General features: G+C 42.2%; 9 protein-coding genes. 1 reads left to right on the forward strand and 8 read right to left on the reverse strand.

The window, feature by feature from the left end:
• Positions 1-31: 31 nt before the first annotated feature.
• From ACH784_RS14570 to ACH784_RS14605, 8 genes are all read right to left on the reverse strand, one after another.
• Positions 32-1,198 (reverse strand): restriction endonuclease subunit S, encoded by a 1,167-nt coding sequence (locus ACH784_RS14570; RefSeq protein ID WP_404391390.1) that lies wholly within the window; start codon positions 1,196-1,198, stop codon positions 32-34.
• Entirely contained in the window at positions 1,195-2,736 is a 1,542-nt protein-coding gene (locus ACH784_RS14575) for an N-6 DNA methylase (RefSeq protein ID WP_404391392.1), read from the reverse strand. The genes ACH784_RS14570 and ACH784_RS14575 overlap by 4 nt, the downstream gene beginning before the upstream one ends.
• 22 nt (positions 2,737-2,758) lie before the next feature.
• On the reverse strand, positions 2,759-6,175 hold the full coding sequence (locus ACH784_RS14580; RefSeq protein ID WP_404391394.1) for a DEAD/DEAH box helicase family protein: 3,417 nt from the start codon (positions 6,173-6,175) through the stop codon (positions 2,759-2,761).
• A 46-nt stretch (positions 6,176-6,221) separates the two neighbouring features.
• Positions 6,222-7,736 carry a sigma-54 interaction domain-containing protein gene (locus ACH784_RS14585; RefSeq protein WP_404391396.1) on the reverse strand — a complete coding sequence of 505 codons (1,515 nt, stop codon included), beginning with the start codon at positions 7,734-7,736 and terminating at the stop codon, positions 6,222-6,224.
• 196 nt (positions 7,737-7,932) lie between these two features.
• On the reverse strand, positions 7,933-10,824 hold the full coding sequence (gene gcvP, locus ACH784_RS14590) for an aminomethyl-transferring glycine dehydrogenase (protein ID WP_404391398.1): 2,892 nt from the start codon (positions 10,822-10,824) through the stop codon (positions 7,933-7,935).
• A 207-nt stretch (positions 10,825-11,031) separates the two neighbouring features.
• Complete coding sequence (gene gcvH / locus ACH784_RS14595) at positions 11,032-11,421, reverse strand: glycine cleavage system protein GcvH (RefSeq protein ID WP_404391400.1); 390 nt, start codon at positions 11,419-11,421, stop codon at positions 11,032-11,034.
• A gap of 94 nt (positions 11,422-11,515) precedes the next feature.
• Positions 11,516-12,598 carry a glycine cleavage system aminomethyltransferase GcvT gene (gcvT, locus tag ACH784_RS14600; RefSeq protein WP_404391402.1) on the reverse strand — a complete coding sequence of 361 codons (1,083 nt, stop codon included), beginning with the start codon at positions 12,596-12,598 and terminating at the stop codon, positions 11,516-11,518.
• A 154-nt stretch (positions 12,599-12,752) separates the two neighbouring features.
• Entirely contained in the window at positions 12,753-13,325 is a 573-nt protein-coding gene (locus ACH784_RS14605; RefSeq protein ID WP_404391404.1) for a hypothetical protein, read from the reverse strand.
• Positions 13,326-13,453: 128 nt separating this feature from the next.
• Here ACH784_RS14605 and ACH784_RS14610 point away from each other — a divergent pair, with 128 nt between their 5' ends.
• Entirely contained in the window at positions 13,454-14,299 is an 846-nt protein-coding gene (locus tag ACH784_RS14610; protein ID WP_404391406.1) for a LysR family transcriptional regulator, read from the forward strand.
• Positions 14,300-14,391: the final 92 nt, after the last annotated feature.

The following is a 14,391-nucleotide window of genomic DNA, read 5'->3' on the forward strand; positions in this document are numbered from 1 at the left end:
TGAGCCAATAGCTCACTTCCTTGTTGATTAGTTACAGTTCACCAGCGAAGGCTTTTTGACTTATTACATTAAACAATTCGGAATCACGTGTTCCGTTTTCACTATACTTTCGTTTTATGCTTACAACATTTGAAAATATTTTAAGGAACTCTTCTTGTAATTCCAAAGGTGGCAATGCTATCGGTGTTTTGCCTATTAACCCTACATTAAGAGTTGGCTGTGCGACCGCTCTAGTTTCCCTTTGAAAATATCCTTGGATAACGGGACTTTGTAGATATCTATAAACATATTCGCGGTTAACATCATTGCTAAGAGGTATTCTCGTAACAGCTCTAGCTATATTCCAACCAATCATAGATTCATTTACCCAGCCAACTTTACCAATAGAACCTACACATGCTATTAAGATTTCATTACCTTTTAGCCGTGACTTCTTATGCTTTTCGTCTATCAAGGTGGATACTTTTCTAATTTTATTTAAGTCGGTTCCTGTATCCCCCAAATCTCCAGAGCGTATCAATGGCACACCATCGTCAACATTATCACCCGGTTGAACTACTCCATAGTTCAGTTTGTCTCCCTTATCTATTAATTCAGATAAAGGCTTAACCTCCCATCCCTTCGGATTAGTCACGGGATCTCCAAACATCTCTAGGAATACGCTACGGAGGAAATCGTCGGCGAGGTCTATGGCTTGTTGGCGTTTACGGCGCACGCTATCGGCTTTATCTAATATCGCAGCGATGCGCTTTTGCTCGTCGAGTGGTGGGAGTGGCATCTCAAATTTTGAAAAATTTGATTTGTTCACTATAGGCATAGTTGTAGAGCTAGATCTAGCAATAAGTAATGGCTTAATTGAAGTACAAAAGTAATAACCAAATTTTGGAAATACCTTACTTTCATCGAAAACTAAGCTATTTATCTGCTGGTTGGTAATAAGCTCACAATCTGCAATTCCAACTTTGCCAATCGTTGCCCCAATACAACATACCAAGACAGCACCTTTTGGAAGCAACCTTCCCGATTTGGCTCCCTGTTCTGTAACCGTTGAATTTGAATAGCTTATTTCAGCGTGGGCACCAAGATCACCGGGAGTAACAAATGGAATATCACCATCATAATTCCCTTCAACCTTTTTAGGAGTGGAGCCTGTTACTATAGTTGCAACTTCACCGAACTTTACGACAGGCCAACTCACAGCATTTTCTCCAGTTCTTTTAGGTCAGCTAATATTTCATTTTCTATGCTAACTAAATTTGCCAGAATATCTTTTGGATCGTCATATTCTTCCTGTTGATAAACAACTTCTTTATAACGATTAATTGACAGGTCGTATTTATTTAAAATGATGTCTTCTTTGCTTACCCAAAATGCTTTTTGCGTTTTGTCGTTTGCATCAGTTTCAGCAATGGCTTTATCACGGGCTTTAAACTTGGCGACTAAATCAGGCAAATCATTTTCTTTTATTGGCGTGCGCTTATCATCTAGCGAGAAGCCATCTGCTTGTAAGTCATAAAACCAAACATGATCTGTTTGAGAACCTTTGGTAGTAAATAGAATAGCTGTTGATACACCTGCATATGGCTTGAATACACCTGAAGGTAATGAAACAACACCTTGAAGTTCATTATTTTCAACAATGTGTTTACGTAACTGTTGGTGTGCTTTTGATGAACCAAATAGTACGCCATCAGGAACGATAATTGCCGCTTTACCACCGTTTTTAAGTAAACGAAGAATTTGCGCTACAAATAATAGCTCTGTCTTCTTGGTTTTCACCATACGCAATATTGCTGGGTCTACGTCTTCTTCATCTAATGAGCCTTTGAACGGCGGATTAGCTATACACATGGTATAGGAGTCTTTACTTTGTGTTGGAAAACGCTCTGTAAAACTGCCACTCAATGTGTCTTGGTAATGAATATCAGGCTCAGTCACGCCATGCATAACTAGATTCATCGCTGCAATACGTAACATAGTGGTGTCAAAATCGAAACCATGAAACATATCGGTATTGACGTGATCGCGATGTTCAACCAGCAAATCACCACTAAAGATTTTTACCTTTTGCTCTTCACCTTTTTCATTCACCACCGTTTCCGTATGAATACCTTCTGGTGACGTGTATTTCTCCATTAAGTACTCATATGCCACCGTTAAGAACCCTGCGGTGCCGCAGCTTGGATCGACAATGCGATCTTCATGGGTTGGATCTAACATTTCGATCATGGCGCGAATGATATGGCGTGGTGTTCTAAACTGCCCATTTATACCTGCTGTTGTTAACTTACTAAGCAGGTATTCATACAAGTCGCCCTTAGTGTCAGCTTTGTCTAGCTCTAATTTGTTGATCATTTCAACTGCCGATTCCATTAGCGTTGGCTTTTGGATCATGCACTGCGCGTCTTTCATAAATTCGGCTGACAATGAGCCTTCAGCCGAAGTCGTTTTAAAGTGTGGAAAGACTTCATCACGCACTAGTCTTAACATGCTGTCTTTATCTTCATGAATAAGACGGTGCCAACGAATATGTTGTTGGTCTTCACTGAAACGGCGCTTGAAGTCTCCGCCTCTTAGCTTTTGGCGTTTTTCATCGCGCTGCTCGTGTAAGTCGAGCAAACGGGCATACATTAAAAAAGTGATTTGTTCGATTACGGTTAGTGGATTAGCGATACCGCCCGTCCAGAACTCTTCCCATAACTTATCAATATCGCTTTTCAATTTACCAGTGATCATAATGTTCTCTTTTCAATTCTATTTAGTCTTTAAAAGACGTATCTAATTTGTTTAACGGTGTTGGTAGCTCTAATGACTTTAATAAGGAAAATACGTCATCTTCACCGCTACCGAGCACACCTTCATATATTCTGTTGTAAGGCGCTTTGTCTAAGTCTGCCATTTTAATACCGCCGCTTCTGGCAATGTGACCTATTAACATATCGATGATACGCATCGCCTGAGGCGGCATACGGTGGTTTTGCAATAAAGCCGTGAAACTCTGCTCAATATATTTAGCATCCATGCCAACAATACTGCGGAGCAACTTGTCTAAAGGCTCGGTAGTATCGGGGTAAAACGTTTTAAGCGTTTCAATATCTAAATCAGCATATTTGGCATGGATAACACCATTGAGTTGCACAATTTCATCTTCAGTCACTGGTTGCCCATTTCTGATTTTTTGAATTACTGGATCACTTTCAAAAATCGGCTCTAGCGCTTCCTGCACTTTTTGCTGATAGATTTTGTAGTCAACTGTATGAATATTCGTTGCTCTGGCTTTATATTCAGTTTCAGCGTCATCCTCGATTACATCAGTATATTTAGGGCCGGGATTTGGCGGCAAGATTTCCCCCTCAAGCAAGTACATGATTTCTCTTAACTCAATACGATGCTGCTCTAGCTCATCAAATGTGATGCTGTTCCAATTATTGTCATCCATCAAAAACTTGATTTCAGCGGCTTTGGCTTGTACTTGAGCTGTATTTTTAGGTAAGCGTTCTAATACACCTTTAATTTCAAATTTAAGCTCACCAATAGCTTGAGGATTGAGTAATAATTCAGTTTGTGTTTGGGCAATTAAACAATCCCAACGTAGTGCTTTACTTTGCCCACGAATATCAAGCCAGTTCATCAATGGCGCAATTTCGCTTTCAAGTAAGGCGACTGTTGGCTTAGCAAACTGCTTTAACAATTTAGTGTCTGACATTTGTTCAACGATTTGCCAATTGTCACGTACATTAATGTTCTTGGTATCCAAGGCCGCTATATCTTGTTGAATTAACTTAATTAGTGTTTCAAACGCAGGGATTTCTAGTTTATTTAGCGCTGTTGACGCTAATAACATTCTTGACTCAAAACGCTTTTGCGCTAGTGACTTGCTATTCGTTGGCTCGACTTCTTCGTAATCAAATTCGAAATAATCAAAATTGTTCCAGTGGTCGAATATTAAGAAACGTGTCTTATCCTTGCCTTTACCAAATAAGTTTTCACATAAGCGTGTACCACGGCCTATCATTTGCCAGAACTTAACTTTCGATTTTACTGGTTTGGCAAAAACAAGGTTTACCACACTTGGAACATCAATCCCTGTATCTAACATATCTACTGATATCGCTAGCGTTATTGGGTCTGGTAACGATGGATCTTTCGCCTTTTCTTCCTCAGTCACTTTAAACTGATCGATCAATGCTTCAGCTCTAGGCTCATCTGAGTGAATAACTTCACAAAAGCCGTTACTTAGCTCTGGATACATTTCATCGAACAATTCTTTAAGCAAACGAGCGTGACCTATACGTCTGGCAAAGATAATAGACTTACCAATTAATTGATTGTCTTTGTCCTTGATACCATTTTCCATTAAGTTGCGAAGGACTTTACGGTTGGTATCTTTGTTTAAGATAGCCTTATCAATATCTTTTGAGTCAAATTCAAACTCGTTAGGATCTTCGCCTTGATCTTCTAATTCAGCTATTTGTTCATTGGTTAAAGAGCGCTGGTTAATGCCATCTCGCATGAACTTAGTGGTCATCGAGACAATCTCATACGGCACAAGGTGCTCTTGCTCAATTGCTTTTTCCAACGGGTAATTAGCAGTTGGGTCTTTATACCCACAATCAAACAATTGACAAGTTGAACGCGAGACCATTTCTACTGGCGTTGCGGTTAAGCCGACTTGTAAACAATCAAAGTATTTAAAGATATTGCCAAATACGTTGTAAATTGAACGGTGCGACTCATCGGCAACAATCAGATCAAAATAGCCAACATCAAACTTTTCATAGATCCCCATCATGCCCGGATAAGTGGCTATGAATATACGCGCTGTGCTTTCGTATTTTTTGTCACTTTTACCAACTACATAGGGCTTAACACCTAAGAACTCGACAAAAGCTTGGTCAGCCTGTTTCCGTAATTCTTTTCTGTCACATAAGAACAAGATACGCTTTGCCCATTTAGCGTCTTGCAGGGATTTAGTTAATGCAATTGAGACACGAGTTTTACCTGTACCCGTTGCTTGCACGATTAACGCTTTTCTGCGTTTTTTCTCAAACGTATCGTGTACGCGAGAAATAGTTTCTAACTGATAGCGACGACCTGCAATGCCTGCATCAATAGTAACATCTGATAGCTTTTTCTTTTCCACTCGCTGGAATTTAACTAAATGTTGTAACGAGCTTTTTGAGTAGTATCCATAGATCTTTCTCGGCGGATAACCTTGAACATCATCCCATATATAGATGTCATGTCCATTGGTGTAAAAAATGACTGGTCGCTGCCCATGTTCCTTTTCTAAACCATCGGCATAATCTTTCGCTTGCTTCTTGCCTATGCGAGCATCTTTTGACGTTTTCTTGGCTTCAACAACAGCCAAAGGCAATCCATCGTCATCCCAAAGCACATAATCTACAGAGCCATTACCTGACTCAGTAGGTTGATACTTAACTGGTACTTCTTGTCCAACTTCGTCGGTTGATACTTCATTTTCTGCAACATTCCAACCGACTTCACGCAGTTCCATATCAATGAGGTATTTGCGCGTTTCGGCCTCGCTGAAATCCAGCGTTTTAGAAATAGATTGGCTGTTTGTTGTAAAGGCTTCAAAAACAGGTTCATCACGAGTAGCAGTTGCCTGTTTCGATTCCGCTAATATTCTTTCGTTTACTAGGCGCTGTTCTTCTAACTCAGCCATAGCTTGCTGATAAAGAGCGTCACTCTTTTCTAATTTTTTCTTTAATTTGCTCGCCGTTGAAATATCGGTATTAAACTCAATAAATTCAGGAACAGTATCAGCTTTGACATTGTGGTAACTGCAATAAAACCACGCACCTAGTTGGTAAGACTGTTTAACGCCAAACACAGCATCTTTATCAGTACCTTTGTTTTCGTGAGCAGCCTTATTACCCAATGTTTTAATTGCGTGAAATTTATCTAAAACAGGAGCTGAAGCTAGTTGTATAAAGTCTTCACCGATTAACTTTTCGTGGAATGTAGCTTTTGGTAAGCAAGGTAAGTTCAATTTACGGTAAATAAAGTTCACCATAAACTCACCGAATGAACGTAGCTTAATTAGCGCACTTTGAGGGTCGCTAAAAGCGTACTCTTCAGCATAAGCACCAAAGTCGGCTAATTCAGGCCAGTCTTTTCTTAAGAACTCAAAATTCATTGATTGCTTCATTCCTAGTTATTCCTTATTTCCTATAATCGCAATTGCAATGCCAACTCTACTTTTCAGACTCATTTTCGGAGATCATTTTCAGTCTCTTCATCATATTTCTTAAATTTTGATGCAAGCCTAAACTTAACATATCGGTCGCCTTTCCTTTAGCACCACCAGTTGCTTTCAAAGCTGCCTCTATGTATTTTTTTTCAATATTTTCAGTTATTTGTTTAAGATCCACTACATCACCATAGGCTAGATGTATTTCATGTTCTTTCTGTTTATTTTCTCGGTTTATAAGCGCATTTTGAATATCTAAATCAGATATTTCATCCTTGTCGGAAAGCAATAACGCTCTATTTAAAGTACTCCAAAGTTCGCGAATATTCCCTCGCCAAGGTTGAGATAAAATAAACTTCATTCCTTTTTGGGAAATATTTTTACTTTTATAATTAGAGTAACTTTTGGCACTTTCATTTATTTCACTTGCTAAAGCGTGAACCAATGGTTCAATATCTTCAGCTCTATCTCTTAACGGAGGGATTTCAACGATACCTAGAGCTAGTCGATAAAATAGATCTTCCCGGAATTCGCCGTCTTCTACCATAGCAACTAAGTTTCTGTGTGTAGCTGCTATTACTCTGACATCAACTGTTATCGTTTTGTCATCACCAACACGAGTAATTTCACCTTGCTGCAATGCCCTTAGGAGCTTAACTTGAACATCTAGCGACAACTCACCAACTTCGTCTAGAAATAATGTCCCACCGTCAGCTTGCTCGAATAAACCTTTATGCTCTTTCAATGCCCCTGTGAATGCACCTTTAACATGACCAAAAAGGATTGAATCGACTAGATTTTCAGGTAAAGCACCACAGTTTACCGTTTTTATCGGTTGAGAAGCACGACTGCTCGCTTTATGTATAGCGTTAGAAATAACTTCCTTACCTGTACCAGTTTCGCCCAGCACCAAGACAGGTAAATCAAGAGGAGCTAATTTCGCTGCTTTATTTACAACCTCAAGCATTTGAGGTGAGACTGCAATGATGTCTTCAAAAGCTTTGTCATTGGTAGGTAATTTAGTTGCTTTAGAGGATATAGCCCTAGCAACCGATGCATCATGTTCTGCAACAAAATCAAAAGGAATAGCATCTAAAGATATTTCGCTTTTTCGATTTGACTGATAGAAATATGTATTAGGTTTAGCTTTGCCCAATATAATGCTCACGGCAGACATAGCAGGCGAACCAGAAGTCAGGTTTATGTAGAGCTTATCGCTCTCACTGGAAAGTTTATTGATCCACTTCTGTGATTGTTTGGATATTGAAACATAATCTATTGGGCTTTGGATTCTAACAGTGTGACCTTCAATCCGTTTACACGGACGCTGTGCTATTGCTAGTTTTCTTTCTAGCCAAGGCACATATTTATATCTTTCTTCTTCCCATTTATTCGAAATAATAACGATTTGATCAAATGGTTCAGAGTGCTTCAACGCTATGTTAGAAATGGGAGAATTAGTATCCTCATTCATGCCATCAATATCAGCTTGCCCAAACCATGTAAAAAGAGTTTTCAAAACACACACTTATTATTTTTATTAGATTGTAAATAATCTTACCTTATCTAAAATTTTTTACATACAAAAAAGGTGAGCTAATTTGCTCACCTTCTCTATATACCTTCGACAGCCTAATTAGTTTCCATGTACATTTGCAGTTTCCAACTACATTTGATCAGTTTCCAATTAGAATTGTCGTGATCACTACAATTCATTACTCTGCATATGTCTCAACTGCAGGGCAAGAACAGATAAGGTTACGATCACCTAGTACGTCGTCGATACGCGTTACTGTTGGCCAGAACTTATCTTTAGCAACTGCTTTCACTGGGAATGCAGCGTAGAAACGGTCGTATGCACGGTCCCACTCGTTGCCAAGTACGTCAGCTTGTGTGTGCGGTGCAAATACTAGTGGGTTGTTTTCAACAGACCACTCGCCATTTTCAACTTTGCGAACTTCTTCACGGATTGAAATCATCGCTTCGATGAAACGGTCGATCTCAACCTTAGACTCAGATTCAGTTGGCTCGATCATTAACGTGCCCGCTACTGGGAACGACATAGTCGGCGCGTGGAAGCCGTAGTCCATAAGACGCTTAGCAATGTCCATCTCAGTGATGCCAGACGCTTCTTTAAGTGGACGTAAGTCAACGATACACTCGTGCGCAACGCGGTTGTTTTGACCACGGTAAAGAATTGGGTAGTGTGCGCTTAACTTTTCAGTTAGGTAGTTTGCGTTCACGATAGCCATTTCTGTCGCTTGCTTCAGACCTTCTGAGCCCATCATTGTGATGTATGCCCATGAGATAGGTAAGATAGCCGCTGAGCCGTAAGGCGCTGCTGATACGGCACCGTTACCTTCTGTTGTGCCCGGTACGTTGATGATGCTGTGATTAGGCATGAATGGCGCAAGGTGCGATTTAACACCGATTGGACCAACACCTGGGCCACCGCCACCGTGTGGGATACAGAACGTTTTGTGTAGGTTTAAGTGTGATACGTCAGAACCAATGAAGCCTGGGCTAGTTACACCAACCTGTGCGTTCATGTTCGCGCCGTCCATGTACACTTGGCCGCCGTGTGAGTGAATGATGTCACATACTTCACGGATTGACTCTTCGTATACACCGTGTGTAGACGGGTAAGTTACCATGATACAAGCAAGGTTTTCTGACACGTCTTCAGCTTTCGCACGAAGATCAGCCATGTCGATGTTACCTTCTTTGTCACATGCAACAACCACAACTTTCATGCTTGCCATTTGCGCTGTTGCAGGGTTTGTACCGTGCGCAGAGCTTGGGATTAAGCAGATGTTACGGTGACCTTCGCCGCGTGATTCGTGGTATTTACGAATTGCGATTAGACCTGCGTATTCACCTTGTGCACCTGAGTTAGGCTGCATAGATACTGCGTCGTATCCTGTGATGTTTACTAACCAGTCGTGTAGCTCACCAATCATAGTTTGGTAGCCTTGCGCTTGGTCTAGTGGACAGAACGGGTGAAGCTCTGCGAACTCAGGCCAAGTTACTGGGATCATCTCAGCTGTCGCGTTTAGTTTCATAGTACATGAACCTAACGAGATCATTGAGTGGTTAAGCGCTAAATCTTTGTTTTCAAGACGCTTGATATAACGCAGCATTTCAGTCTCGCTGTGGTACGAGTTGAAGTTAGGGTGCGTTAGAATTTCGTCGTCACGTACTAGGCTTGCAGGAATACCTGTGATGTCGTCGCTCGATACTTGTGCGTCAAGTGCTGCAACGTCAAGACCGTGGCCTTCGCCTAAGATGATGTCGAATAGTGCTGCTACGTCTGCACGTGTAGTAGTTTCGTTTACAGAAACAGAGAACTCACCTTCGTGGTTAGTTGCAAAGTTCGTTTCTGCTGCTAGCGCGCGTGCAACGATGTCAGCTTTGTTGTCTGCAACAACTGTAATTGTGTCGAACCAAGTGTCGTGCTTAAGGCTAACACCTTTCGCTTTAAGACCTGTCGCAAGAATACTTGCAAAACGGTTAATGCGTTGTGCAATCGTCTTAAGACCTTGAGGACCGTGGTAAACCGCGTAGAACGCAGCCATGTTTGCAAGTAGTACCTGCGCTGTACAGATGTTTGAGTTCGCTTTTTCACGACGGATATGCTGCTCACGCGTTTGCATTGCCATACGTAGTGCGTCGTTACCTAAACGGTCTTTAGAAACACCGATGATACGACCAGGTAGTGAACGCTTGTATGCATCGCGTGTTGCGAAGAATGCCGCGTGTGGACCACCGTAACCCATAGGAACACCGAAACGCTGTGCTGAACCTAGCACTACGTCTGCACCTAGTTTACCTGGTGCTTTAAGTAGCATTAAGCTCATGATGTCAGCTGCCACACAGGCAATCGCTTTTTTATCTTGTACTTGTGCGATTAGGTCTGTTAGGTCTACTACTTCACCCGATGTAGTTGGGTATTGGAATAAGGCACCGAAGATGTCGTGGTTAGCTGCATCGCTTGCAGGGCCAACGATAACGTCAAAACCAAACTGCTCTGCACGTGTTTTAACAACGTCGATAGTTTGTGTGTGAACGTCTTCTGCTACGAAGAAGGCATTGGCTTTTTTCGCTTTAGATACACGCTTTGATAGCGCCATTGCTTCTGCAGCTGCCGTTGCTTCATCAAGTAGTGATGCTGAGGCTAAATCAAGACCAGTAATGTCGATTGTTAGAGTTTGGAAGTTTAATAGTGACTCTAAACGACCTTGAGCAATCTCAGGCTGGTAAGGCGTATATGCTGTGTACCAACCTGGGTTTTCTAATACGTTACGTAAAATTACATTCGGTACGTGCGTTGGGTGGTAACCCTGACCGATGTAAGATTTGAAGATTTTATTTTGGCTTGCAACAGATTTTAAGTAGCTTAATGCTTCAACTTCTGTGCGGCTCTCACCCACTGTTAGACCTTGCTCTAAACGAATACCTGCAGGTACAGTTTGCGTGATTAGCTCTTCAACGCTTGATACGTTAAGTGCTGCTAGCATGTCGCTCACTTGTGCCGGTGTAGGGCCAATATGGCGGCGGATAAAATCTTGCTTTTGCTCTAGTTGCTCAAGAGATTTAGCGTTTGACATTAGTCCAGATTCCTATGATCCAATAAATTTAGGGGTTAGTGCTGAGTGCTGTTGCGGAAACTGCTCTGGCTTCAGCTGTACCAACTCATTTCTGAGCCGGTGAAAAGTTCTGTACTCTGTATGGGATGCTTCGCAAGCGAAACTCAGTACGGACCTTTTTTTAAACAACAAAAGCCCCGCGTGGGGCTTTTGCATTCGACGTAGAGATTAGTCTTCGTCGATAGAGTTTGCGTAACCTTCAGCGTCAAGTAGGTTATCAAGTTCTGACTCGTCAGAAGCTTTGATTTTGAATAACCAACCGTCGCCGTATGGGTCGTTGTTTACAGTCTCAGGTGAATCTTCTAGTTCTTCGTTGATTGCAACGATTTCACCTGTGATAGGCGCATAGATGTCAGAAGCTGCTTTTACAGATTCTGCTACTGCACAGTCTTCGCCTGCATCTACTGCGTCTTCAACGTCTGGTAGGTCTACGAATACCATGTCACCTAGTAGCTCTTGTGCGTGCTCTGTGATACCTACAGTGTAAACGCCGTCGCCTTCTGCGCGAACCCACTCGTGTGAAGACGCGTACTTTAACTCGCTAGGAATGTTGCTCATCTTTTTGTTCCTTTGGTTCGGTTTAATCCAATCAGTTTGCCCCCTTGCGAGCAAACCGATTGTACTATTGGGCGTTAAAACGCCCTTATTAATATTAAATAACTGACTTGCCGTTACGTACGAAGCTAGGCTTCACAACTTTAACGTCAACTAACTTTTTACGCATTTCTACTTGCGCTGTTTCGCCCGTTGAACGAGGAACACGCGCCAGTGCAACACTAAAGCCTAAAGTCGGAGAGAATGTACCAGAAGTAATGATACCTTCGCCACCTTCTACGATAACTTTAGAGCCACCACGAAGAACGCCTTTGCTTTCAAGTACTAGACCAACAAGTTTGTCAGTGCTTTTTTCTTCGCGTTGCTTTTCGATAGCTTTACGGCCGATGAAGTCACGATCTGCTGGTTCCCATGCAATCGTCCACGCCATGTTTGCAGCAAGTGGCGATACAGTTTCGTCCATATCAGAACCGTATAAGTTCATGCCCGCTTCTAAACGTAGCGTATCACGTGCGCCTAGGCCAGCCGGTGCAACACCTGCGTCTAATAATTTTTGCCAAAGGTCAGCTGCGTCGTCATTGTGAACTACGATTTCGTAGCCAGCTTCACCTGTGTAGCCCGTTGTCGCAATGAATAAGTTACCCGCTTGTACGCCGAAGAATGGTTTCATACCTTCAACCGCTGCGTTTTGCGCGTCATCAAGTACTTTAGCTGTTTTTTCTTTTGCGTTAGGACCTTGTACTGCGATCATTGCAAACTCAGGGCGCTCAGTAACTTCTACAGCAAAATCAGCTGCAACCGCACCAATGTGCGCTAAGTCTTTTTCGCGTGTTGCTGAGTTAACAACTAGACGGTATTCAGTGTCAGAGAAGAAGTAGATGATAAGGTCGTCGATTACGCCGCCTTCTTCATTTAGCATGCCTGTGTAAAGTGCTTTACCAGGTACTTCTAGCTTAGCTACATCGTTCGCAACTAGCTTGCGTAAGAATGCTTTCGCATCAGCGCCTTTTACGTCCACAATCGTCATGTGAGACACGTCGAACATACCAGCGTCAGTACGTACCGCGTGGTGCTCTTCGATTTGTGAACCATAGTTGATTGGCATTTCCCAACCGTGGAAGTCAACCATTTTTGCGCCAGCTTCTAGGTGCTTAGCATGTAGTACAGTTTTAGAAGTCATATCATTCCTTCACTTGTTACTGCTCTTACGATGTATGGGTCGCAAGAGTGCCTCTTTGGGCGGGGTTAATGCGCTCTTACCAGTTTAAATAAGCTTAAACGGTAAACCTGCAAGGGCACCCTAATAGAGTGCCCTTGCAAAAAATTTAAAATTGTTAGTTTAGGCTAAAGCCTTGTGCTTGCAACTGCTGATGCCATTTGTTTAAGGTATCGGTTTGCGCGATGAGTTGATACTGTTGCAAATCATCGTTTAGCAGCGCGGTGACAAATACATCACCACTTTGACGGCCGTAGCACACTTGATCGTCTGATAAGCGTAAGCCCGGCGTTAACGCAAACTGCTTGATGATAGTATCAAAGGCCAGTTCGCCGCTCAGTGTGCTCATACTTAAATCGTTGCGTGCCACCAGCTCAATGTCGTAATCGCTGTGATGCGCTTCAACCAGGTTTTGTAGCTCGTCGGCGTGTGCTGCATCAATCACAAAACGGTAAGCAGTTTCGCTAAAATAATAAACGGTAAATGCCGCACCCGATGCTAATTGACCTTTAATGCCAAGACCCGGTGCTAAAAGTTTATTTAAATTAATACCTAACACTTGGTTTAAAAATGGTGTGGTTTCGAAGCCACTGAAGTCTAAGACCAACTGTGCGCTGTCTGACGCTAATGTATTTAGCGCAGGCGCTGTGCCTTGACGATGTTTTGCAAACATACTGGCTGAAAATGTCATAACCACACCTTAATAAAACTTTAATTTGTGCAGTATATGAGGGCGACTTTACAACAACAAATTGTATTTATTTATACATTGATAAATAATACTTATGTAACTTGGTTTTATAAATTGATATTTTAAATATGAAGAACTTATCTATCGACGGCTTACGCACTTTTGTTACTGTGGTTGAATTAGGCGGTTTTGCCAAAGCCGGAGAACTACTCGGATTGTCGCAACCAGCGGTGTCACTGCAAATCAAACGCCTTGAAGATATGCTCGGCTGTAAGCTGTTTAAAAAACAAGGCCAACGACAGGTTATCAATCAATATGGCGAGTTATTGCTTACCCAAGCCAAGCAGATGCTGCAACAAAACGACGCCATTATTCAGCAGTTCACCTCTGAAAGTGTGACTGGTAAAGTACGTTTGGGAATTCCCAGTGAGTTTGCAGCTCGTATTCTACCTTCGATTATTGGCGACTTCGTTTCTTTATACCCTGATGTAGCCCTCGAGGTTAAATCGCGATTAAGTAAGCATTTGTTGTCGGTCTCGCGCCAAGATCAATTTGACTTAGTATTGGCCCTAAACGAACAACTCGATTCAGAGCAATTCCCCGTGTTTATGCAAGACCAGCTGGTGTGGGTCGGCAATTTAAATCTCGCTAAGAACGATGTCGTGACCCTAGTGACCGCACCAGAGGGCTGTATCTACCGCCGCCGCGCCATCGAAGCTCTACAACAAGCTGGATTAAAATACCGGATCGTATACAGCAACGCCGACTTAACAGGGTTAATCGCCGCCATTAAAGAAGACCTCGGCGTCACAGTGCTAGCCAAAAGCACCGTACCAAACGATTTAAATTATCAATCACACACCCCCGACCTACCTGAGCTCGGCCAAATCGGTATTTGCTTGGTAAAAAATTCACCCGAGTCAGTGCATGCGGTAGATAAGTTGGCAGAGTTTATTGCGTTGAGGCTGGGGTAAGCGAATGAAAATAAAGGGTAAACATTCCGCAAAACCATTATAATATTATGAACGCGATATAAAATCGCTGCTACCGTTCCAAAACATTCTCG

The organism is Pseudoalteromonas phenolica, from assembly GCF_044788725.1.
GTDB lineage: Bacteria > Pseudomonadota > Gammaproteobacteria > Enterobacterales > Alteromonadaceae > Pseudoalteromonas > Pseudoalteromonas phenolica_C.